This window comes from Ruegeria sp. D4, assembly GCF_056534475.1.
In genome coordinates this window covers 621,274-643,677 of sequence record NZ_JBQFPJ010000001.1, presented here as the reverse complement: position 1 = coordinate 643,677, position 22,404 = coordinate 621,274, and the positions used below count along the sequence as shown (strand labels likewise).

The window sequence follows — 22,404 nt, the reverse complement described above, 5'->3', positions numbered from 1 at the left end:
CGTTCAGATATTTCCACTTTGTCACGGTGTCCAGCAGGCAAGCACGAGGATGTGACCGAATGGCCTCGTGACGCCGCCGGTTTCATACCCTATGTGCTGTTTCATGTTCGGAATTGAAATCATCGATGCGGGACTTTTGCCTGCCATGTTCATCGCCATGATCGGCGGGTTGATCAGTTTTCTGTCACCCTGCGTTTTGCCGATCGTTCCGCCGTATCTGGCGTATATGAGTGGTGTGACCATCAACGAGATGCAGGATGAAACCAAAGCCCGCCGCAAGGCAACGCTGGCGGCCCTGTTTTTTGTCATGGGCCTGTCGACGGTGTTTTTGCTGTTGGGCTTCACAGCTTCAGCTTTTGGCGCCTTTGTTCTGACCAATCAGGTACTGTTCGCCAAGTTGTCTGGCGCGGTTGTCATCGTGTTCGGGCTTCACTTTCTGAACGTATTCCGCATTCCGATCCTCGACCGCGAGGCGCGCATGGAAACCGGCGATTCCAGCGGGTCCGTGTTCGGAGCCTACATTCTGGGCCTTGCGTTTGCATTCGGCTGGACGCCCTGTATCGGACCGCAATTGGGGGCTATTCTGTCGCTGGCCGCGTCTGAGGCTTCGGTGGCCCGGGGAACATTCCTGCTGGGTATATACGCCGCAGGGCTTGGAATTCCGTTCCTTCTGGCCGCTATGTTCCTGAACCGGTCAATGTCGGTCATGAACCGCATCAAGCCCTATATGGGTACGATTGAAAAGGCGATGGGCGGGCTTCTTCTGTTTGTCGGTATCATGTTGATAACCGGCCTTTTCACCGAGTTCAGTTGGTGGCTGCTGGAAACCTTTCCTGCGCTGGCGACGCTGGGCTGATTTTCCGATCCATCTTACCTTGGCCGTAATGCTGCGCTAACCTGCGTCGCAGAAGGTACGAGCATGAGCAGTCAGAAAAACCAGTCGCAGGTGCGCAAGCGCCGGGTGTTCTACATTCCGGGATACGATCCCATTCACCCGCGCCGATATCGCGAGCTTTATCGGAAGGAAGGGCGCGCACAGGGCGAAATTTCCGGCTATGACATTTCGTTGTCGGCCCGAACGAATGACGGTCCATATGGCTGGCATGTTTCCTCATGTCAGGACGGGCTTGCGGTCGATACCGATTTTGAAGTTCTGGTTTGGTCAGACATTGTCCGCGACAGCATGGATACCTCGATAGCCGCGACTTATCTTCAATTGGCGCGGACGGTCTGGATCTACCTGTCCACGGGGGCAATTTGGCGCCTGATGCGCTTGCGCAAAGGCCCGGTAATTGCAGCGCTTTACCCGGTGGGCATGTTGCTGGCGCAATTGATGGCGGCTTTTGGCGTGGTCTGGGCTGGTTTTACCTTGCTGGGTTGGCCCGGTCTGGCAGCGGGGCTTTTGGTGGCGCTTGTATTGCTGCGCTGGTTTCGAAAAATCGATAATCGGCTGTTGGCCTATTACCTGATGCATGACTACGCCTACTCCTCGCGCGAATGGGGCGGTGTGTCGCCGGAAATGCAATCTCGAATGCGCCAGTTTGTTGAACTGATCGGGCAAGCTATGGAAACAGAAGTGGACGAGGTTCTGGTGGTCGGGCACAGCTCGGGCGCGCATCTGGGCGTATCGGTTCTGGCCGACCTATTGCGGTCAGAACCCGTGTCCGAAGACGGACCTGTGTTATCCTTTCTGACATTGGGGCAGGTGGTCCCTATGGTGTCCTTTCTGCCCGATGCCCATCAGTTGCGCAGTGATCTACAATTCATGTCGTCCAGGACAGACCTGACTTGGATCGATGTCTCGGCCCCGGGCGACGGCTGCGCATTTGCCTTGTGCGATCCTGTGTGCGTCAGCGGCGTCGCCGGATCTGATAAGCGCTGGCCTCTGGTTCTGTCTGCTGCGTTCACGCAAACCCTTTCAGCAGACCGTTGGAAGGCATTACGCTGGCGGTTTTTTCGACTGCATTTTCAATATCTCTGCGCCTTCGACCAGCCCGGCGATTATGACTATTTCCGCATCACTGCCGGGCCACTGACATTGGGGGAACGGTTTCGCAACCGGGCACCATCGCGTTCGCGGATCGAAGAGGCGGTGTCAGGTTACACGTCGGTGCACTCGTGACCCCGCCAAAACCCGTCTCTCGTCCCGACAAGGTGTCTTTGTGGCGCTATCTGAAGCTCTTTCGTCAGGATATCCTCTCGGCACAACCGCAACGCTTGTATCGGGCCTGGATGGCCGAGTTCAGGACGCCGTTCTTTCGGTCTTACATGATCAATCAGCCTGAACTCATTGATTTGGTGCTGAAACAACGCCCCGACGATTCTCCGAAATCCGGCCGGATCAGCGAGGGATTGCGCCCGCTGCTGGGCGACTCCGTTTTCCTGACCAATGGCGAAACCTGGAAACGCCAACGCCGCATCATTGATCCGGCGTTTGAGGGGGGGCGGTTGAAGGATACGTTTCCGGCCATGTATGCAGCGGCGCAGGCCAGTGTTGACCGACTGCGAACGCGCGTCGGCCAGGACATCGAATGCGAAGAAGTCACCAGCCACGTTGCCGCAGATGTTATCTTTCGTACTTTGTTCTCGGTTCCGATCGAACACACCGTGGCGACACAGGTGTTTGACAAGTTTCGCACCTATCAGCGGGAACAACCGCTGCTAAACCTTGCGGCCTTTGTACCTGTCCCTAGCTGGGTGCCCCGGTTTCATTCCCGCAAGACCCGAAGGACAGCGCGGGAAATCAGGGACCTGATTGCGCGCCTCACGGACGAGCGGGCGGAGGCAATAGCCCTGGGGAAAGCACCCGATGACCTTGCAACAAAGATCATGACCACGCCAGACCCGGAAACAGGGCGTTGTTTCGGGACGCAGGAGATGATCGACCAGGTGGCCATCTTCTTTCTGGCCGGGCACGAAACCAGCGCCTCGGCACTGGCCTGGGCACTTTATCTGATGGCGCTGTATCCGGAATGGCAGGATAAGGTCGCGGCAGAGGCGACGGCATTGGACGATCCTTCATTTGCCGCCGTTTCAGGCTTGAAGCTCAGTCGCAGTGTGTTTCGCGAGACCCTGCGCCTTTATCCACCCGTGCCCATGATGGTGCGAGAAGCCACCTGTCCCGAGCGTTTCAGAGATCGGGATGTCCCGCAGGGATCGCAAATTGTTATCAGCCCGTGGCATTTGCACCGTCATGAGCGCCTGTGGGAAAACCCGGATGCCTTTGATCCAGCGCGGTGGGAGACGGAAAACGGCAAGACCTGCCAGCGGAACGCCTTCATTCCCTTCTCCGCCGGATCGCGGGTTTGTACCGGGGCAGGGTTTGCGATGATTGAAGGGCCGCTGATCCTGTCGATGCTAATAAAGCACTATCGGTTTGAGCCAGTGACCGGACGCGATCCTGTTCCGGTCGCGCATCTGACGGTTCGCTCGAAAGACGGGATATGGCTGCGGCTGGTTGAGCGCTAACAAACTACCATCGGTCAACGCCTTGTTGTATGCGATGGAAAACACGGAATCATTATTGAACGGGAAACAGATATGTCCAAAGCAGAACAGCGCGCGCAAATGTCCGACGGTGCAGGTTTCATCGCGGCACTGGATCAAAGCGGCGGTTCTACACCCAAGGCGCTGGCGCTTTATGGTGTTGAAGCCTCGGACTACACCTCGGAAGAAGAGATGTTCGGAGAAATCCAGAAGATGCGCGCACGCATCATTCTGGCAGACGACTTCACCAAAGCTAAGGTGATTGGCGCTATCCTGTTCGAACGCACCCTGAACGAGGAAATCGAAGGCCGCAAAGTCGCCGATTTTCTGTGGTCGGCCAAGGGCATCGTTCCATTTCTGAAAATCGACAAGGGACTGGAGGATCAGGCCAACGGCGTTCAGATGATGAAACCGATCCCCGGTCTGGCAGAAACGCTGGCCAAGGCTGATGGTGTCTTTGGAACAAAAGAACGCTCGGTCATTCACGAGGCCAACGCAGAAGGTATTGCCGCTGTTGTGGCTCAACAGTTTGACGTCGCACGCGAGGTGATCAGCGCGGGTATGGTCCCGATTGTCGAACCCGAGGTGAACATCCATTCGGAAACCAAGGCCGAGGCTGAGAGCATCCTGAAAGCCGAGATCCTCAAGAATCTGGACCAGTTGGCCGAGGGCCAAGACGTCATGCTAAAGCTGACGATCCCAAGCGAAGCCAATCTGTATGACGAAGTGGCAGATCACCCGCGCGTTCTGCGGGTTGTGGCCCTGTCAGGCGGCTATTCCACAAAACAGGCCTGCGACCTGTTGAACCAGAATGGAAAGATGATCGCTTCCTTCTCGCGCGCGCTGACCGAAGGTCTCTCAAAACAGCAGTCCGATGCCGAGTTCAACGCGGCCCTGGGCGGCAATATCGACAAGATCTATCAAGCTTCGGTCTGACTCGTATCTAATTCGGCTTCTTGAAATCGCGGCGCATTTGCGCCGCTTTTTCACGCATGATGCAGCCTTCGGCGTGATCATTGACCAATCCCATAGCCTGCATGAACGCGAAAACGGTGGTGGGCCCCACGAACTTCCATCCGCGCTTCTTCAGGTCTTTCGACATTGCGACCGATTCCGGTGAAGTTGACGCTGTTTGCGGCGGTGGGGGAGTTTCAGCCTCATACCGCCAGACATATGCGGCCAGAGAACCCTCAACCTTGATCAGTTCCTGTGCGCGGCGGGCGTTGTTGATGACAGCCTCGATTTTGCCGCGGTGCCGGATGATGCCCGCATTCTGCAAAAGGCGTTCAACGTCTGCTTCAGTAAACTCTGCAATCCTGTTGAAATCAAAGCCGCAAAACGCTTCCCGAAAATTTTCGCGCTTTGACAGGATGGTGCGCCAACTCAGTCCTGACTGAAAGCTCTCAAGGCACAATTTTTCGAATAGACGCTGGTCGTCTGAGACCGGATAGCCCCATTCCTGATCATGATACTCAAAGAACTCCGGCGCGGCCTGACACCAGGCGCAGCGCGGTTGACCGTCAGGCCCGGTGGTCGTTTTGCTCATGTCTGTACCTATTTTGTTCCAAATCAAGGTACACTTGCCTGCCAGACCTTTACAAGCCTCAATCCCGGTTGCGATACCAGTTCAGAACAAAGACTCGAATGGCGGAAGCCAAACCTGTTTCAGGATCGCGGGCCGCATCAATTTCCGCCGCCAAGGAATTGATCGGCTTATCTTTTTCCTGTGCGATGTCACGGAACGCGCGCCAGAATTCGTCTTCCAAAGAAACCGAAGTGCGGTGTCCCTGAAGGGTCAGCGAGCGTTTGACCGGGCGGCCACTCATTCCTTCAGCTCGTGATTGTCGAGGTCACGCTTCTGTTTGTCTTGTCGAAGCCTGACAACCTCTTTCTCGGCCTTGGTCTGTCCAAAAGCCACAGCGTTTTGATCTGCGCGGGCCTTCTTTTCAGCCCGCGCTTTCTGTTTTCGATACCGGTTCAAATTTACCGGTTTACCCATCAGTCTTTCGGGCCAATCATCTGTTCAGGGCGTACCACTGCGTCGAAAGTGGCCTCATCCACAAAGCCAAGTGCGATGGCTTCTTCCTTGAGGGTGGTACCGTTCTTGTGGGCAGTCTTGGCAACGGTCGTGGCATTGTCATAACCGATGGTCGGCGCAAGCGCAGTGACCAGCATCAGCGATTCCGTCATCAGCTTTTCGATGCGCGACTCGTTGGCCTTGATGCCCAGCAGCATCCGTTCGGTAAAGCTGTCAGCGGCGTCGCCGAGCAATTGAATGGATTGCAACAGATTGTAGGACATCATCGGGTTGTAGACGTTCAACTCGAAATGACCCTGGCTGCCAGCGAACTTGATTGCGGCGTCGTTACCCATGACATGGGCGGCCACCTGCGTCAGCGCCTCGGCCTGGGTCGGGTTTACCTTGCCCGGCATGATCGACGAACCCGGTTCGTTTTCCGGCAGGATCAGTTCGCCCAGCCCCGACCGGGGACCCGAGCCCAGAAAGCGGATGTCGTTGGCGATCTTGTAGCAACTACCGGCAATCGTGGCCAAAGCCCCCGACAGGAACACCATCGCGTCATGCGCGGCCAGTGCTTCGAACTTGTTGGGTGCCGTGACAAAGGGCAGGCCGGTGATTTCGGCCATGTTTGCGGCAACCGCCTGGTCCCAACCGTGCTGTGTGTTCAGACCGGTACCAACAGCGGTACCACCTTGCGCCAATTCATAAATGCCGGGCATTGCGGCATGCACACGGGAAATTCCCTGGCGAATCTGATGAGCGTACCCGCCAAACTCCTGCCCCAGGGTCAGGGGCGTCGCATCCTGCGTATGCGTGCGTCCGATCTTGATGATGTCCTTGAATTCCTCGGCCTTCTGCTCGAGCCCGGAAGCCAGCTTTTCAAGACCCGGCAGCAGGACGTCGCGAACGCTCATTGCTGTTGCGATGTGCATCGCAGTGGGGAAGGTATCGTTGGATGACTGCCCCATGTTGCAGTGATCGTTCGGATGTACGGGCTCTTTCGAACCGATAACGCCACCCAGAATCTCGATGGCGCGGTTCGCGATGACCTCGTTCGAGTTCATGTTCGACTGGGTGCCGGATCCGGTTTGCCAAACGACCAGAGGGAAGTTGTCATCAAACCTGCCCTCGATCACTTCTCCGGCCGCCTGAATGACCGCGTCCGCAATTTTCGCATCCAGCTTACCGGTGGCTTTGTTCTGCATCGCGCAAGCTTTTTTGATCACACCCAGCGCGCGAACGATGGCAACCGGCTGCTTTTCCCACCCGATCGGGAAGTTCATGATCGAACGCTGTGTCTGAGCGCCCCAATACTTGTCAGCGGGCACTTCCAACGGGCCAAAACTGTCGGATTCGGTGCGGGTCTGAGACATCTGTCACTCCGTCATGTATGCAATTGTATGCCGTTTAGCGCCAAGCGGGTTGCAACGCAATCGGCCAGTTGCGCGCACCTTAAACTCAAGGGTGACAAAGGTATAGGCAGAGAGCAGCGACAATTTTGTTGTCGGCGGGCGCATCCGTCCCATTGTGCCCGCGCCATGCTGAGCTACAATATAAGCATTATTGCGATGGAGGATCTGATGCACGTTTTCCGCACGACATTTTCCCCGACACTTGTCGCAATAGTGATGTGTGCTTTTGCGTGGGTGCTTGTTTCCAGCCATCCGGCGCAGGCGTCCAGCATCGCGCCGTTTTTGGGTGATTATACTGGGTCAGCCAATCTCGTGGACGAAGACGGGAGCGAGACGCCCAGAGACATGAGCGTTTCAATTCACGAAACCGACAACGGCTTCAATGTGAGTTGGACGACGACCACCTACAAGGCTGACGGGCGGATCAAGGAACAGAAATTCTCGATCGACTTTCAACCGTCGGACCGGCCAGACGTGTTTTCTGCTGCGATGAAACGCAACGTGTTTGGGCACGAGGTTCCCCTGGACCCCATGAAAGGAGAGCCATTTGTCTGGGGGCGTATTGATGGTGAAACGCTGACCGTGTTTTCCCTATTTATCTCGGAAACCGGTGGGTACGAATTGCAGCAGTTTGACCGAACCCTGGCCGAAGGCGGTTTGAACCTGTCGTTTTCGCGGTTTCGCGATGGGGTTAAATCCCGTTCGGTGGAAACGTTTCTGAAAAAAGAATAACCCCGCCCAAGGCGGGGTCTGTTGCACGCAGAAGCTTGGTTATTTCCGGAAACTGTCCAGGGAAACCACATCCGCGTCATGCGGCTCATCCGGTTCTTCGACCTCGATGATTTCTTCGATATCTTCGTCCGCTTCTTCCTCGTCTTCCGGACTTTCGAAACGCAGCCCGAATTCCACAGACGGATCAACAAAAGTCTTGATGGCCGTGTACGGAATATAAAGCGGTTCAGGCGCATCACCAAAATTCAGAGTGATGGAAAACCCTGCATCGCCCACTTCAAGGTTTTCGAACCAATGCTGCATGACGATCGTCATTTCCTGCGGGTAGCGTTGACGCAACCAGTCGGCCAGTTCAACACCATCATGCCGGGTATCGAAGGTGATGAAAAAGTGGTGCGCGCCTGGCAGTCCATGTTCCGATACGCCGGTCAAAACCGTTTTGATCAGACCGCGCATGGCGGTGTGCATCAGGTTTCCATAGTCGATGTCTTGCGACATGTGTCATCCTCAAAAGTGGTAGCGTCTAGCATAGGGGATTTCAAAGGAAACGAAAGGCCGCGTTCCACCTGATTGTTCATAGGAGGTTCAGTAAGATTCCGGCGCAGGCCATCAGACCCAAAGTCGGAACCATCCATATTTTTAGGCGGAAAATCAACACTCCGGCAGCTAACGTCAGTATCAAAGCGGCGACGTCCAAAGTCGAAATATCGGGTACGGGAATTGATACAGGACCCAGAGTTCTTTCCGGAACTTGTCCAAATAGAACATTGAGGGCGAACCACAAGGATAGGTTGAGAATCACCCCTACAACCGCAGCGGTAATCCCGTGCAGAGCCGCAGACAGGCGCGGGCGGGCCGCCAGTTGATCCAGGAACGGCGCGGCAAGAAAAATCCACAGAAAGCAGGGAACAAACGTGGCCCAAAGGGCCACGGCACCCGCCGCGATAGCCATGGATGCGCCCCCAGACAACTGACCCGTCAACATGGCCACGAATTGAGTCACCAAAATCAATGGGCCCGGTGTCGTTTCAGCCAGCCCAAGCGCATCGATCATCTGATCCGTGCTGATCCATTGATATGTGTCGACGACTGTTTGCGTCATGTATGCCAGAACGGCATAGGCACCACCAAAAGTCACAACTGCGAGGCGCGCAAAGAACCACCCCAGATCGCTGAGAAGTTGCTGCCCCGTCAGGGTCAGAACTGCCAAGGGCCCAAGCCAGAGGGCCAGCCAAATCACCGCAGTTCTGATCGGACGGAACATGGTCAGGGCAGCTGGCGCGGGTGTCAAAGGGTGCTGACCTTTGAAGGTCGCGAAGCCCCAGAGAGCGGCTGCAAATATGATAAGTGGAAACGGCAGGTTAAGTGCGAAAATTGCCAGAAAGCCCAGCAATGCAAGGATGCGATGTTCGGCATCGGACAGAGCCTTTCGCGACAGGTTACGCAAAGCCTGCAGGACGATGACGATTACAGTCGCCTTGATGCCCACAAACCCGGCCTGTACAACCTGAAGTTCTCCAAAGGCGACATAAAGACCAACCAGAACCGCAATGATGATGGCGCCAGGTATGACGAAAAGGCCACCCGCGATCAATCCGCCAAGCACACCGCGCAGGCGCCAGCCGGCATAGGTTGCAAGCTGCATCGCCTCGGGCCCCGGTAGCAACATGCATAAGGACAAAGCGCGCAAATAGCTTTGTTCGTCCAGCCATGGTCTGCGTTCGACCAGTTCCTGATGCATAAGTGAAATCTGTGCTGCGGGACCACCAAACGACAGCAGCCCAATCCGGCCGAAAACCCGGATCAAATTGGAATAGTCGGGTGTCATTATTTTTGCTCGCCGGGCCAGTTATGGCCTTCTTCATACCCGTCCCGGGCCCAGCGGTACAGCGCATCATACAGTGCAAGGCCAGCCGACAGGTTCTCATGATCATCCCGGTATTGGCGGGACAGGCCAACGGAAAGAGCGAGCAGACCGGCCGCCTCGGGTGCGAGACAGTGACGATCTGTGTCCGCCGCCCGGACAACAGTCGCCATCCGGTCAAGCGCGGACGTGTGAAGGTCGAACTTGTCCAGCATTGTGTCAAAGGTGCATTTGTCCCCGTCATGGCCCCAGACCGTGTTTTCAATATCAAATGGGGTGGCACTGAATATTCTGGCCGCTTCCTTCACTTCCGACGGCGCGACAAACAGAAAACGCGCGTTGGGGTCGACAAAACGCCGGATCAGCCAAGGGCATGCGATGCGGTCTATTTTGGGCCTGTGTCGGGTCACCCAAAGCGTCCGATTGTCAACCAGGGGCGGAATAGCGGAGTAGGGGACGCTTGGCGCCCCCGGCGTATCGCGCCAAGCCTGTATACCGCCCTCCAGAAACTCGGCCTGTTGTCCTTCGCTGCGCAGCCACGAAACTACGCCCTGGCTCAGCTTTTTGCCTTTTTGGCAAATGATTACACTGGAGCGCCCATCGATCGTCGCCATAAGGCCCTGCATGTCTGACGCGGAATGCCGTACTGAACCCGGAATCAGGACCGGATCCGCTGCAAAGTCTTCCTCGAGGCAGATATCCACCAAAACCGGCGCTGTCGGTGTTCCGATCAGTCGCAGCAGTTGTTTGGAGGTGATGGAATTTGGCGCAGCCATGGCATGTCTCCTGTCGCGTTCGGATACATGCGAAACTTGGGCTGACGCCTCACGGGGCGTTCGCAATGTTACCCCATACCCTTTGCTAACGTGGAACGGCTTTCATGGTCAAGGTCGCAGGTTTTGATCAGGCCCAGTCCAGTCGTTGTCCGGTCATGCAGACGGGCAGGGTATCTTCGGGAAACTGTCCAAGCTGTTCAAAAAAAGAAATAAAGTCGAACTGATTATAAGCCTCGACCATGTACCCGTCTTTGATACGCGCGATGACGCTGCCGCTTGCCTGTAGTGGTGCGCCATTGTCGGCGCGGGTCGTCTGTAGATGGACAATGGCAGAAACCCAATCACCGTCTTCGATTATCTTCGGCAGGTCGACTTTTATGTCGCCAAGGATATGCCGGAATGCGGTCACCAGATCACGGAAATCGTCAGCGCCGACCTGCATTTCCGGGATCAACCCCTCGGCCAGCGTGTCGGGGGCAAAGAACTGTCCGATGGCTTCTGTGTTGCCGTTTTCCCAAACCTCTGAATACCACTGCCTGAGCAATTCGGAATGTGACATCGCCGCTCTCCCTTCTGATGGAAGTGACGATGGCAAAAAGGAATGAACAATCCCTGAACAAGAGAGTGTTTCTGACCGGACAAATTGCATTGAAATGCAGGTTTCTGTTGCCAGGTACCTGCGAACCCCGCCTTACGCTGCTAGGCGCAAGGACTTAAGTTTCGGTCTTGCTACTGCTTACGCAGCAACTGCAACCGGAGCACGATTGTCGTTTGCAATTGTACTATTTTCGCCGATAACGGTGGCAGACAGCCGAGACAAAGCTAACCCCTTTAGACGTTCGTCGATCCTGTTTCGGCCCCATGTTCCCCAAACGAAGGATATTGGTGGAGCCGCCGGGTACCGCCCCCGGGTCCGATCCGCTTATTACGAGCGCGTTTATGTCCATAGTCCCGAAGGACCCTTCATATATAAGTGACGTTCCGATTGGATGCAAACCCAGAATTTGACAGATGTAATTGTTTCTTTTCAGAATATTAAACTGATTTGTTCAAGTTTGCCAGGATCAGCCAGATTGCCAACGCCAGTTCGATTCCGCCGAAAACCATCGCCTTGGCCAACGGAGGGTTGTCCAGCGCAATCGATACGAACCGGCCCAATGCCGCGCCGGCATAGACCACGCCAAGCATCGTGTAGGCCATTGGGCTACTGAACCACAAGACGGCAAGACCGGTGACTACGAACAATCCGCCAACTGAAGCGCGCATCTCGCTCAGGCCCATGGTGCTGTTTGTTGGGGCTAAATCCAGTGAAGCCGCAGTCCAGGCTGGAGCCAGAAAGCCGAAAAGGCCAAAGCCGATTGTCAGTATTGCGGCAAGCATATTCAGGGTCGGGGTCATTCCGGTCTCATGTCGTTTTTGTTGAAAGGGAGAGTAATGCGCATCTTCGCAAAGGAAAGAACCTAAATTGCCGACCACAGGCCCAGTATCCCCACAAAGATAAGGCTAAGTGCCCAGATGAGTTCAAGGTTGAACCAACTTCGTGACAGGAATTGCAGACCCAACCAGCGATAGACGGCATAGGCCAGAATGCCTCCGCCCAAAACCATCGCTGCTGTGTGAAGCGCGGCAACGGCCAGCACCAGAAGACCGTTGGTCGTCATGATCTCGGAAACCGCACGATGCCCGGCGTCCAGCTCATCCAGATTGCATAGTCCCAGATAGATTGGAACCAACATCAGCGCGGCGCCATGGGCCAGAGCGACAAGAAATGACCACAATGCCAGCTTTCCCGGAGCAACCCGGGACAGGGCGCGGGGGTGGCGACGGACAATCGCGATGTAAAGGCCCATGGCGATAACGATCAGGGCTGCGCCGATCCTAATTTCGCGCTGGTAATCCACCAAAACCGCCATCAGCGCGAACGGCAGCAAGACCCCGAGCATGGCCAGAAAGTGCCCCCCAGCCAAGGCAGTCAGCGCCCGCCAAAGGGCCGATTGCTTCTGCTCCATCAATGCCGCTGAAACGGCCAGCGGCCAGCCCATGCCGGGGTTCAGGCCGTGATATGCACCGCTAAGCACAACGGCCAGCCACAGGCCGGCCGTTGATGTCATCAGGAACTCCAAATCAGACGGACGGGTAGCAGAAACTGTCCGTCGAACAGTCGCCGCCTTCTAGCCGGATCTGGTGGCTGCGATAGCCCTTGGGGAAGTCGACCCAGAACTTCGGGTCCAGTGTCAGGCCGCCATTGTCACCGACATCGGCCTTGACCATGGCTGCGCCGCGTTCGCCCGGATAGAACTGATCATCCCAGGTGGAGTACAGCGAGTTGGTCCAGTAGACGCGTTTGCCATCCCGGCTGATCTCAACCATCTGCGGTCCGTAACCAAAATCATTGCCGTTGGGATGCTTGGTCTTTTTGACGATCCCGCCGATCTCGACCTTGCCGGCCAGGGTCGGGTTCATCGGGTCCGACACATCGTATTGATGCATCTCACCGGTGCCCCAACAGGCGACGTAGAGGTACTTGTCGTCCAGACTCAGATCGATATCCGTGACCAGAGGCGGAACGGCCGAGAACCCCTTGAGAAGATCGGGAAGATCATCGGGATCAGCGGGTTGCGGATCGATTGTGATGGTCTTCTTGGCTTCGAATGTCCCGTCATCGTTGCGCCACCAGGTGAAAATAGCCCCCTGTAAATTCGTGGTATCGACCACAACCCCACAGAAGCCGTGTTGTTTGACCGGATCATGCGCCGGGCGGATTTCCAACGCCATCTGATGGTTTTCACCCAGATCGATGGTTTGGATATTCGTGCGGCTGCGCAGGTTCCAGAAATGGATGCGGTGGCCGTACTTGTTCGACAGCAGATCCTCGGCCACGATCCCGTTTTCAAACTGCGGCGGCAGCGCCCATTCGGAACTGACCATGTAATCGCGCGGCAGGTTCCACCAGAAGTCATAGTGTTTGTCCTGAACCCCGCGTTCGATTTCATATCGGCCTATGATCTCGAAGCTTTCGCAATCCATGATGAAGATACCCGGCGGGCCGTCTGTGCCGTCTTTGCCACCGCCACCCAATGTGCTGACGTAGATGCCTTCGGGGCCGCAGTGAATGGTATGAGGCCGGGAATATCCAGTCTTGGCAAAAACTTCCTCGGGTTCGATGATCTTGTGAATCTTCGCTTCCAGCGGGTTTTTGACATCGATGATGTAAATGCGGCTGGACCGTATGCCGGGAATGATCAGATAGCGGCGTTCTAGAAATGCATGGCCGCTGAGCGGCGACAGCGATGATGAGCAGGCGTTCCAGCCGAAATGGTGAAACTCGTCACCCTTTTCGGGCATGATCACCTCATGAACGATTTTTCCGTAATCCGCCGAAGTCGGATCGACGTTAACGACAGCCAGACCATCCGGTTGCGAAAAGTCGGGGCTGAGCATCAGCGTGAAGGCCAGAGTTTCCGTTGGGCCCTCCATCGCCAGCTTGGCGGATGGGTAAAAGGTTGGGTCCGGTCTTTGGTTCATAACGTCCTCCCGTAAGTAATTGTAATTCAATTTGCATTGAGAGATCCGGTCTTCATGCCGGCTGTCATGCTGCCTGCCCGAGTGTCGTTTTCGTCTGCCTCCTCCGTCAAGCTTTATCTGATGCGAAATCAGGCTGGGTTGCGTCGGCGTTCAGCCACGTCATGGGCCAGTTGCCTCGTGTAGGTTTCCAGTTCGACGAGCGTGCGGTCCACCGCCACCGCATCCCGCGCCTCAATCGAATCGGCGATCCGGTTGTGCAGCGCAATGATCTCTTCCCGGGAGCGGGCGGAGAAGGTGATCATGTTCATCAGCGGCTGCATCGCTTCGACCGCACCCGCCAGCTGGTAGGACAAAACCGGATTGCCTGCGGCGTCGACCAAAGCGCGATGAAAGGCAACATCCGAGGCACAAAAAGCTTCATCCGTCAGCCCGGGTTGTGACTGACGATAGATTTCGGCCCGCATTGTGGCCAGGTGATCCGGGGTGTGACGCTCTGCCGAAAGGGCGGCACAGGCCCGCTCGAGCGCGTAACGGGCTTCGCAGGCGGTGTCGAAGCTGACAGCATTCATTGACAGCAACAGGGTCGAGGTGGTGACTTGCTGCGAATAGGCGTCCTCAAAGCTCAGTTTGTTGACAAAAGCACCACCTGAAGCGCCACGCTGGGTTCGGATAAGCGATTGCGCGGCGAGCCTTTTGAGCGCCTCGCGCACGGTCGGCCGTGAGACCTCAAACTGTTCCGACAACTCGGCCTCGGACGGCAGGCGCGCATCGACAATCAACTCACCCGAGACAATGGCGTCGCGAATGGCCTGAGCGATCTGTGCCGACAAGTCAGCCGGTTTTTTGGGATCAACTTTCATGTCCGACACGCCAAAACTCAGTTTTTATTTGTCTGACATTTAAAAGTCTGACATTTGAAATGCAAGGACTGAGTCGGGAGGAGCGAGTGAGTCGCGCAGTTTTACGCAGCGGTCTTTGGCTGAGTTTCTACATCACGATCCTCTGGGCGTGGTGGATGATGTTCTCAATGAGCCGCGACATGGACCTCGATCTGATCGGGCGTCCGGGTCCGATGGGCGAGGCGATGCGCGTGATGGACCCGCGCATGGACATGTACATGCCCATGGCGGAGTTTGGTCCTCTGTTCTGGATGTGGGCTATCATGATGGCGGCCATGATGTTGCCGACTTTGGTTCCGACGCTGCGCAGTTACGATGATCTTATCCACAGCGCCAATGGAACGCGTGCCGGTTGGGTCGGCGTTTTGGCTGGGTATTTTCTGGTTTGGGTTGGATTTGCCGCCTTTATCGCCGCGGTTCAGCTTTCGCTGCTTTTTGGCGGCATTATCGACATGCTCGGTATCGCCAAATCCGGCTATTTCGCCGCTGGACTTATGATCGTTGTGGGCGCTTTTCAGTTCAGTCGCGCCAAAGAGGTGTGTCATGGTGTGTGTCACGCCCCGATGACGTACTTCCTTGGCCACTGGAAGACCGGTTTCCTGGGTGGCTTGCGGATGGGGCTTGGGCTGGGCGCATTTTGTGTTGGCTGTTGCTGGGGCTTCATGGCGCTGGGGTTTGTGGGCGGTGTCATGAGCCTGTTGTGGATGGGTCTGGCGACCCTGTTCATGGTTTTGGAAAAACTACCCCAGATCGGTCACGCGGTCACACGACCGCTGGGGTTCGCATTGATCACGGGTGGCCTTCTTCTGCTCGTGTATCCTATTATTTACGGAGGGTAAGCTTATGGCTAAAAACAGAAAAAAGGATTCCGACAAGCTTCCGATCAGCCAGCGGATCGACAGTCGCATGCCGAACCCCAAACGCCGCGAGATGAGCCCGACGGACTGGTCCATCAAGGGTGAGCTGATCCTGAATTGCTCCTGCGATGTGTTTTGCCCCTGCGTGGTTTCGCTGGGCGCGCATCCCCCGACCGAGGGACACTGCCACGCCTGGATGGGTATCATCATTGATGAGGGGCACTATGAAGGTGAGGACCTGTCGGGCCTGAACGTGGGATTGCTGGTCGATATTCCCGGCCGTATGGGGGAAGGCCAGTGGAAAGTGGCCGCGTATGTGGACGAACGCGCCAGCGGCAAGGCGTATAATGGCTTGCTTCAGATATTCAGCGGGCAGGCCGGCGGAACGACCGGGCTTTTTACAATGCTGGTCAGTGAAATCATCGGGGCCGAGCGTGCTCCGGTCGAGATTGAGCGGGACGGTACCAAACGTCGCATAATGATCGGCCGGAAGATTCAGGGTGAAATTGAAATGCTGGCAGGCAAAGACCCCGAGCATCCGGTGATGGTCTCCAACTCGAAGTATTGGATGGGACCGGACATCATTGTCGCGAAGGGAAACAAATCAAAGGTTCGCGATTATGGCCGGGTCTGGGATTTTGGTGGCAAGTCCGCTGAAATCTGCCCCATCGACTGGCATGGGCCCAAATGATGATTACAGGTGCCTATGCGCGTCAAATGGCCAGATACAATAACTGGCAGAACAGCCAGTTAAAAGGATTCCTGCAAGCGCTGCCACAAGAAGAACTGACGCGTGAGCGTGGTGCGTTCTTTGGCTCGATCATGGGAACGGCCAACCATCTTTTGTGGGGTGACTGGATCTGGATTTCGCGCTTTGACAAGGGAACGGGACCGGGTGGCGGGATCCCGGAAAGCACTTCTGTCTGCGCTGGTCTGTCCGATTGGCTACCGCTTCGTGAGACTGTTGATGTCCGTATTGCCAAATGGGCCGACGAGTTGGGTGACGACGTCTTGACCGGAGACTTTACCTGGTTTTCAGCCGCAAAAGAAGCTGATGTTACAAAGCCTTACGCGCAATGCGTCATCCACATGTTCAATCACCAGACCCATCATCGGGGACAGTTGCACAAGATGTTGACGGAAGCCGGCTCATCCGCGCCGGTCAGTGATCTGGTTTTTCTGCCGGAGGGTGCCTGAATGGCCCTGATTTCACCGTCACGCCGACTGCGCCGAACACCTTTTTCCGAAGGCGTCGAGGAAGCGGGTGTCAAAGCGTACACGGTTTACAACAGGATGTTGTTGCCGACGGTGTTCGAGTCGCTTGAAGCGGATTGTCGCCATCTCAAGACCCACGTTCAGGTTTGGGATGTTTCTTGCGAGCGTCAGATCGAGGTTCGCGGTTCTGATGCGGCGCGCCTGCTGCAGATGCTCACCCCGCGTGATCTGAGCAGAATGGTGACCGGTCAGTGCTACTATGTTCCGATCGTGAACCAAGCCGGAGGTATGCTGAACGACCCCGTCGCGCTGAAATTGTCCGAAGACCGCTTTTGGATCTCGATAGCGGACAGTGACTTGTTGTTCTGGGTCAATGGCTTGGCGAATGGGCTTGCACTGGATGTTCAGGTTTGGGAACCGGATGTCTCGCCTCTGGCGATTCAAGGCCCAAAATCTGATGAGTTGATGGCGCGTGTTATCGGCGATGGGATCCGCGACATCCGGTTTTTCCGGTTCGGCCTGTTCCAGTTTCAAGGGCGCGATCTTGTTATCGCGCGGTCCGGATATTCGAAACAGGGCGGGTTCGAGGTTTATGTAGACGGCAGTGATATCGGTATGCCGCTATGGAACGCCCTTTTCCAAGCCGGGGAAGATCTGCATGTGCGCGCCGGTTGCCCAAACCTGATTGAACGCATCGAAGGCGGGCTTTTGTCTTATGGTAACGACATGACCCACGAAAACACCCCGCATGAATGCGGGTTGGGCAAGTTCTGCAATACGGACGTCGTGACGGAATGTGTGGGTCGGGACGCTCTGGTGACGGCCTCCGAGAAGGGTCCCAAACAGCAGATCCGGCCGGTCGCGATTGACGGCGATCCAGTACCCCCGTGCGACCGGGCCTGGCCAGCCTTCAGCGAAGGGAACAGGGTCGGGCAGGTCACATCGGCCGTCTGGTCGCCGGATTTCGAAACAAATGTTGCAATCGGAATGGTACACGCCAGCCATTGGGCTGCGGGTACGGAACTGGAAATTCAAACTTCACGGGGCATGCGCAAGGCGGTTGTTCAGGCCAAATTCTGGGCCTGACGGGCAGGGGCTATGCCCTCGTCACTGCACACCACCCCGAAAAATCTTACCAGGTAAATGCGATGTCCTGGCTGTGAAAAGGAAAGGAAAGCACGATGTTCAATGCGTTGGTAATGGAGAAAGACGAAGAAAGCGGGTTGGCCAGTGCGTCGATCAAAGAACTGTCGATTGATGATCTGCCCCATGGCGAGGTTACAGTCGCCGTCGAATACTCGACCATAAATTACAAGGACGGTCTGTGCTTGTCGGCCAAAGGCGGCGGGCTGGTCCGCAGCTATCCGCATATACCCGGCATCGACTACGCAGGAACGGTCGAGACGTCTTCGGACAACAGATACAATCCGGGCGACAAAGTGGTTCTGACCGGCTGGCGCGTGGGTGAGGCCCATTGGGGCGGCTATTCGCAGAAAGCCAACGCACTGGCCGACTGGCTGGTTCCGTTGCCCGATGGGTTGGACGCGCGGCAGGCGATGGCTGTGGGAACAGCTGGTTTCACTGCCATGCTTGCGGTCATGGCGCTGGAGGACCATGGCCTGCAGCCGGGTCAGGGTCCTGTGCTGGTAACAGGCGCGGCCGGCGGCGTTGGGTCCGTGGCAACTGCGATACTGGCCAACCTGGGCTATGAAGTTGCCGCAGTAACGGGGCGCGCGGAAGCTGCCGATTATCTGAAATCTCTGGGCGCGACCACGATCGTTCCGCGCGAGGATCTGAACGAGACCACAAAACGCCCGCTGGAAAGCGAGACCTGGGCAGGCTGCATCGACGCGGTAGGCGGTGCGATGCTGGCCCGGGTTCTGGGACAGATGAAATATGGCGCATCGGTTGCCGCGGTTGGTCTGGCCGGTGGGGCGGCCCTGCCTGCGACGGTCATCCCGTTCCTGCTGCGGGGCGTCAACCTGTTGGGAATCGACAGCGTGATGCAGCCTTATGACAACAGGGTGCGTGCGTGGAAACGTACCGCGACAGACCTGCCAATGGAAAAACTGGACGCCATGGTACAGCCTGCATCCCTAAGCGATTTGCCCAAACTTGGCGCGGATATTCTTCAAGGACAGGTTCAGGGCCGTGTTGTCGTTGATGTAAACGCGTGACGCAGCCAGTGATTTTCTAACCGGCCAGCGCCAATGCTGGCCGGTTCTTTTGCCGAGGAAACACCTCAAAAATGCCGGAAACACCTCTGGTCATTGGCGCAATTCCGGCTCATCATTGCTATACATCCCATTTGCGATGGCTTAAGACCCATTCCAACAGTACCTGAAAACGGGGAGTGAGCAGCATGTCTGACGATTTTGAACTGGACACTGATGATTTGAAACGCCGCATGGACGGCGCAATGGCAAACCTGAAAACCGAATTTGCTTCCCTGCGGACTGGCCGGGCATCAGCGTCGATGCTGGAGCCGATCATGGTAGATGCCTATGGTTCGCTGACCCCGATCAACCAGGTGGGTACCGTCAACGTGCCGGAACCCCGGATGGTCACCGTGAACGTGTGGGACAAGTCCCTTGTCGGCAAAGTGGAAAAAGCCATTCGGGAAAGTGGGTTGGGCATAAATCCTCAACTGAACGGCACCATCATCATGCTGCCGATCCCCGAGTTGAACGAAGAGCGTCGTCGCGAACTGGGCAAGGTTGCAGGGCAATACGCTGAAAGCGCACGGATCTCCATTCGGAACGTGCGCCGGGATGGCATGGACCAGATCAAGAAGGCCAAGTCCGACGGCATGTCTGAAGACGACCAGAAATTCTGGGAGACCGAGGTGCAGGATTTGACCGATGAGATGATTAAATCGGTTGATACCGCACTAGAGACCAAACAGGCAGAAATTATGCAGGTCTGAGCCGGAAGAATGCCCAACGATCCCCGCACTCCTATCGCCGCCGGACCGCGCCATGTCGCCATCATTATGGATGGCAATGGTCGTTGGGCTCAAGCACGTGGCCGGCCTAGGCTGTATGGACATCACGCAGGTGCGCGGCGTGTTCGCGAGGTGGTCGAAGCTTGCCCCGGTCTTGGCGTGAAGTATCTGACCGTATTCGCCTTTTCGACAGAGAATTGGAAACGAACACAGGTTGAAGTCGCCGGACTGATGAGCCTGTTTCGCCGATACATCATCAAAGAAACGCGAACGCTGAAGGAAAACGGTATTCGCGTTCGCTTTATCGGTGACAGGGTGCGTCTGGATTCCAAGCTGACCAGACTGATGGACTCGCTTGAGGAAGAAACCCGAGACAATGACTTGGTCCATCTCACGGTTGCCCTGAACTACGGCGGGCGGGATGAAGTTGCCCGCGCTACGCAACGTCTGGCGCGCGACGTGGCAGCGGGCCGGTTGCGCCCCGAAGATGTGGATGAAGAAACGCTTCCAAGATACTTGGATACGCATGTTCTTCCGGATCCGGACCTTGTAATTCGCACCAGCGGCGAAGCGCGGATTTCGAACTTTCTTCTGTGGCAGTCAGCCTATTCCGAATATGAGTTCATCGACACGCTTTGGCCGGATTTCACAGCAGCTGAACTTGAACATTTGTGTCGGAACTTTGGCTCGCGCGAGCGCCGCTTTGGCGCAGTTCTCGCATGAGTGATGGTCGATGGTCTGACCTGACGGCCCGAATTCTGTCGGCAGCTGTTCTGGTTGCTATCGGTGCTGTGGAAGTGTGGCTTGGCGGATTGTGGTTCGAAGCATTCATCGCTGCGGCCTGCGCCATCATGACCTGGGAACTGGTTCGCATGATTGATCCGGGTCAAACCGGTCTGGCGGTTCAGTTGGGGATTTTGACCGGGGTTGCCGTTGTTCTCAGCTATCACCTGCCTGCGCTTTACACGTTGCCGTTTTTGCTGGCACCTGCGCTGGTCGGGGCAGGGCAGATCAGTCGGGCAAAAGGGCTTTATGCCGCGTTTGCCTTCTGGATCGCTGCTGCTGGCCTGGGTTTCATCTCGATCCGTGAAACCATGGGTTTTGGCTGGATGGTCTGGCTGATCGCCGTTGTCGTCGCAACAGATGTTGCAGGGTATTTTGTTGGCAAAACGTTTGGCGGCCCTAAGTTTTGGCCCAAGGTAAGCCCGAAGAAAACATGGTCCGGTACGGCCGGCGGTTGGGTTGCCGCAGCCATTGTTGGCGGTGTTGTCGCGATGCAGGCAGGCTTTGGTGTGTTGTTTGTGCTGATTACGGTGCTGGCGTCGATGGCCAGTCAGGCCGGAGATATCGTGGAAAGCGCGGTTAAACGAAAGTTTGGCGTCAAGGACAGCTCGAACCTGATACCAGGGCATGGCGGCTTTCTTGACCGGTTCGATGGAATGATGGGGGCTGCCTTGTTCGTATTGATCGCAGGGTTGTTCTACGCCCCCGGGGTTATGTAATGCGCAAGATCTCAATTTTTGGCGCGACCGGTTCCATCGGTCAAAACACCATTGACCTGATCGCCCGAAATCCCTCGTCCTACGATGTTGTTGCTCTGACGGGCGGGGCAAACATCCGACAACTGGCCGAAGATGCGCGCCGGCTCGGCGCCGATCTGGCCGTGACCGCCCATGAAAACCGGCTTGAGGATTTGCGGGACGCCCTTTCCGGCAGCGGGGTTGCGGTCGCGGCAGGCGAAAAAGCACTGGCCGAGGCTGCATCCCGCCCGGCCGACTGGGTAATGTCGGCCATTGTGGGTGCAGCCGGGTTAACTCCGGGCATCGAAGCCCTGAAACAAGGGGCGACGCTGGCCTTGGCAAACAAAGAGACGCTGGTGTGTGCTGGTTCTCTGGTTCTGGAGACTGCGCGCAAACACAACGCGCGCCTGCTGCCTGTGGACAGTGAACATTCGGCCGTGTTTCAGGCGCTGGTCGGAGAAAACATTGAGACCGTCGAACGGGTGATCATTACCGCCAGCGGCGGGGCGTTTCGTGATTGGCCCTTGTCGGACCTGGCCCTCGCGACGGTCGAGCAAGCGTCGAGTCACCCCAATTGGAACATGGGACAACGGATTACCATCGACAGCGCATCAATGTTCAATAAGGCGCTGGAGGTAATTGAAACGAAAGAATTCTTTGGAATAGACCCGGACCAGATCGAAGTTCTGATCCACCCGGAATCGATTGTACATGCACTGGTCGGGTTTAGTGACGGCGCTGTCATGGCCCATATGGGTGCACCGGATATGCGCCATGCCATTGGCTACGCTCTGCACTGGCCCGAAAGGCAGAGCCTGCCGGTCGACCGTCTGAACCTAGCACGGCTTGGGCAGCTTCGGTTTCAGGACCCTGACGAATCGCGGTACCCCGCGTTGCGGCTGGCGCGCGAGGTGATGGCCCGTGGGGGTCTTTCCGGTGCCGTCTTCAACGCGGCCAAAGAACGTGCTCTTGACAGATTTATCGCCAAGGACATCGGATTTCTTGAGATGGGCGATACCGTTGCAGCGGTTCTGGACAGATTTGATACAGAAGATGGCCTTATTGATGCCCCTATGACCCTTGATAATGTGCAAAAAACGGACCATCTGGCACGTCAATGGGTCGACGAAGCCATACTCCAACGAGCAGGATAA

Annotated in this window: 26 protein-coding genes and 1 other RNA gene; 14 read left to right on the top strand and 13 right to left on the bottom strand. The window is 56.4% G+C overall.

The genetic code is table 11. The features are described 5' to 3' along the window. The first annotated feature begins 103 nt into the window (after positions 1-103). The 4 genes from ACR0MI_RS03240 to ACR0MI_RS03225 all read left to right on the top strand — a co-directional run bounded on the left by ACR0MI_RS03240 (position 104) and on the right by ACR0MI_RS03225 (position 4,422). Positions 104-856, top strand: coding sequence for a cytochrome c biogenesis CcdA family protein (locus tag ACR0MI_RS03240; protein ID WP_170615107.1), 753 nt, complete (start codon positions 104-106; stop codon positions 854-856). A gap of 63 nt (positions 857-919) precedes the next feature. Beyond that, positions 920-2,122 carry a hypothetical protein gene (locus ACR0MI_RS03235; RefSeq protein ID WP_170619000.1) on the top strand — a complete coding sequence of 401 codons (1,203 nt, stop codon included), beginning with the start codon at positions 920-922 and terminating at the stop codon, positions 2,120-2,122. Next, positions 2,119-3,468 carry a cytochrome P450 gene (locus tag ACR0MI_RS03230; protein ID WP_170816539.1) on the top strand — a complete coding sequence of 450 codons (1,350 nt, stop codon included), beginning with the start codon at positions 2,119-2,121 and terminating at the stop codon, positions 3,466-3,468. Before ACR0MI_RS03235 ends, ACR0MI_RS03230 begins: the two co-directional genes overlap by 4 nt. A 72-nt stretch (positions 3,469-3,540) precedes the next feature. After that, on the top strand, positions 3,541-4,422 hold the full coding sequence (locus ACR0MI_RS03225) for a fructose bisphosphate aldolase (RefSeq protein WP_170615104.1): 882 nt from the start codon (positions 3,541-3,543) through the stop codon (positions 4,420-4,422). A gap of 7 nt (positions 4,423-4,429) precedes the next feature. Here the strand turns inward: ACR0MI_RS03225 and ACR0MI_RS03220 are convergent, their stop codons facing one another. From ACR0MI_RS03220 to fumC, 4 genes are read right to left on the bottom strand one after another with little or no spacing between them, the layout of a single operon-like run. Continuing rightward, entirely contained in the window at positions 4,430-5,032 is a 603-nt protein-coding gene (locus ACR0MI_RS03220) for a DNA-3-methyladenine glycosylase I (RefSeq protein WP_170615103.1), read from the bottom strand. Positions 5,033-5,090: 58 nt separating this feature from the next. Then, on the bottom strand, positions 5,091-5,312 hold the full coding sequence (locus tag ACR0MI_RS03215; RefSeq protein ID WP_170615102.1) for a ribbon-helix-helix domain-containing protein: 222 nt from the start codon (positions 5,310-5,312) through the stop codon (positions 5,091-5,093). Next, on the bottom strand, positions 5,309-5,485 hold the full coding sequence (locus ACR0MI_RS03210) for a DUF4169 family protein (protein WP_170615101.1): 177 nt from the start codon (positions 5,483-5,485) through the stop codon (positions 5,309-5,311). Before ACR0MI_RS03210 ends, ACR0MI_RS03215 begins: the two co-directional genes overlap by 4 nt. Beyond that, on the bottom strand, positions 5,485-6,879 hold the full coding sequence (gene fumC, locus ACR0MI_RS03205) for a class II fumarate hydratase (RefSeq protein ID WP_170615100.1): 1,395 nt from the start codon (positions 6,877-6,879) through the stop codon (positions 5,485-5,487). The genes ACR0MI_RS03210 and fumC overlap by 1 nt, the downstream gene beginning before the upstream one ends. Before the next feature lie 255 nt (positions 6,880-7,134). Between fumC and ACR0MI_RS03200 the strand changes: the two genes are divergently transcribed. Continuing rightward, positions 7,135-7,650 (top strand): hypothetical protein, encoded by a 516-nt coding sequence (locus ACR0MI_RS03200; protein WP_480440515.1) that lies wholly within the window; start codon positions 7,135-7,137, stop codon positions 7,648-7,650. A 39-nt stretch (positions 7,651-7,689) separates the two neighbouring features. Here the strand turns inward: ACR0MI_RS03200 and ACR0MI_RS03195 are convergent, their stop codons facing one another. From ACR0MI_RS03195 to ACR0MI_RS03155, 9 genes are all read right to left on the bottom strand, one after another. After that, the gene (locus tag ACR0MI_RS03195; protein ID WP_170615098.1) at positions 7,690-8,148 is read right to left on the bottom strand and encodes a ClpXP protease specificity-enhancing factor SspB; all 459 of its coding nucleotides are present in this window, start codon (positions 8,146-8,148) and stop codon (positions 7,690-7,692) included. A gap of 76 nt (positions 8,149-8,224) precedes the next feature. Next, positions 8,225-9,478 (bottom strand): chromate efflux transporter, encoded by a 1,254-nt coding sequence (chrA, locus tag ACR0MI_RS03190; RefSeq protein WP_170615097.1) that lies wholly within the window; start codon positions 9,476-9,478, stop codon positions 8,225-8,227. Next, positions 9,478-10,290, bottom strand: coding sequence for a sulfurtransferase/chromate resistance protein (locus ACR0MI_RS03185; RefSeq protein WP_170618997.1), 813 nt, complete (start codon positions 10,288-10,290; stop codon positions 9,478-9,480). The genes chrA and ACR0MI_RS03185 overlap by 1 nt, the downstream gene beginning before the upstream one ends. Positions 10,291-10,417: 127 nt before the next feature. Beyond that, complete coding sequence (locus tag ACR0MI_RS03180; RefSeq protein WP_170615095.1) at positions 10,418-10,849, bottom strand: ester cyclase; 432 nt, start codon at positions 10,847-10,849, stop codon at positions 10,418-10,420. Positions 10,850-10,942: 93 nt separating this feature from the next. Beyond that, positions 10,943-11,289, bottom strand: a transfer-messenger RNA (tmRNA) gene (ssrA, locus tag ACR0MI_RS03175). Between the two features lie 36 nt (positions 11,290-11,325). Next, the gene (locus ACR0MI_RS03170; RefSeq protein WP_170615094.1) at positions 11,326-11,688 is read right to left on the bottom strand and encodes a DUF4345 family protein; all 363 of its coding nucleotides are present in this window, start codon (positions 11,686-11,688) and stop codon (positions 11,326-11,328) included. Between the two features lie 62 nt (positions 11,689-11,750). Then, complete coding sequence (locus ACR0MI_RS03165) at positions 11,751-12,401, bottom strand: hypothetical protein (protein ID WP_170615093.1); 651 nt, start codon at positions 12,399-12,401, stop codon at positions 11,751-11,753. A gap of 13 nt (positions 12,402-12,414) precedes the next feature. Continuing rightward, entirely contained in the window at positions 12,415-13,815 is a 1,401-nt protein-coding gene (locus tag ACR0MI_RS03160) for a selenium-binding protein SBP56-related protein (protein WP_170615092.1), read from the bottom strand. A 128-nt stretch (positions 13,816-13,943) separates the two neighbouring features. Beyond that, positions 13,944-14,675, bottom strand: a complete 732-nt coding sequence (locus ACR0MI_RS03155) for a FadR/GntR family transcriptional regulator (protein ID WP_170615113.1) — start codon at positions 14,673-14,675, stop codon at positions 13,944-13,946. 86 nt (positions 14,676-14,761) lie between these two features. Between ACR0MI_RS03155 and ACR0MI_RS03150 the strand changes: the two genes are divergently transcribed. The 9 genes from ACR0MI_RS03150 to dxr all read left to right on the top strand — a co-directional run bounded on the left by ACR0MI_RS03150 (position 14,762) and on the right by dxr (position 22,404). After that, positions 14,762-15,553 carry a DUF2182 domain-containing protein gene (locus tag ACR0MI_RS03150; protein WP_480552756.1) on the top strand — a complete coding sequence of 264 codons (792 nt, stop codon included), beginning with the start codon at positions 14,762-14,764 and terminating at the stop codon, positions 15,551-15,553. A gap of 4 nt (positions 15,554-15,557) precedes the next feature. After that, on the top strand, positions 15,558-16,262 hold the full coding sequence (locus tag ACR0MI_RS03145) for a DUF1326 domain-containing protein (RefSeq protein WP_170615090.1): 705 nt from the start codon (positions 15,558-15,560) through the stop codon (positions 16,260-16,262). Beyond that, complete coding sequence (locus ACR0MI_RS03140; RefSeq protein WP_170615112.1) at positions 16,262-16,768, top strand: DinB family protein; 507 nt, start codon at positions 16,262-16,264, stop codon at positions 16,766-16,768. Before ACR0MI_RS03145 ends, ACR0MI_RS03140 begins: the two co-directional genes overlap by 1 nt. Further along, a complete protein-coding gene (locus ACR0MI_RS03135; protein WP_170816540.1) occupies positions 16,769-17,872 on the top strand; it encodes a dimethylsulfoniopropionate demethylase in 1,104 nt (367 codons plus the stop codon). Between the two features lie 95 nt (positions 17,873-17,967). Then, entirely contained in the window at positions 17,968-18,963 is a 996-nt protein-coding gene (gene acuI, locus ACR0MI_RS03130) for an acryloyl-CoA reductase (protein ID WP_480853600.1), read from the top strand. Positions 18,964-19,148: 185 nt separating this feature from the next. After that, positions 19,149-19,712, top strand: coding sequence for a ribosome recycling factor (gene frr / locus ACR0MI_RS03125; protein WP_170618994.1), 564 nt, complete (start codon positions 19,149-19,151; stop codon positions 19,710-19,712). A gap of 9 nt (positions 19,713-19,721) precedes the next feature. Continuing rightward, on the top strand, positions 19,722-20,453 hold the full coding sequence (locus ACR0MI_RS03120) for an isoprenyl transferase (protein ID WP_170615086.1): 732 nt from the start codon (positions 19,722-19,724) through the stop codon (positions 20,451-20,453). Then, positions 20,450-21,232 (top strand): phosphatidate cytidylyltransferase, encoded by a 783-nt coding sequence (locus tag ACR0MI_RS03115; RefSeq protein ID WP_170615085.1) that lies wholly within the window; start codon positions 20,450-20,452, stop codon positions 21,230-21,232. The genes ACR0MI_RS03120 and ACR0MI_RS03115 overlap by 4 nt, the downstream gene beginning before the upstream one ends. Continuing rightward, positions 21,232-22,404 (top strand): 1-deoxy-D-xylulose-5-phosphate reductoisomerase, encoded by a 1,173-nt coding sequence (gene dxr / locus ACR0MI_RS03110; protein ID WP_170615084.1) that lies wholly within the window; start codon positions 21,232-21,234, stop codon positions 22,402-22,404. Before ACR0MI_RS03115 ends, dxr begins: the two co-directional genes overlap by 1 nt.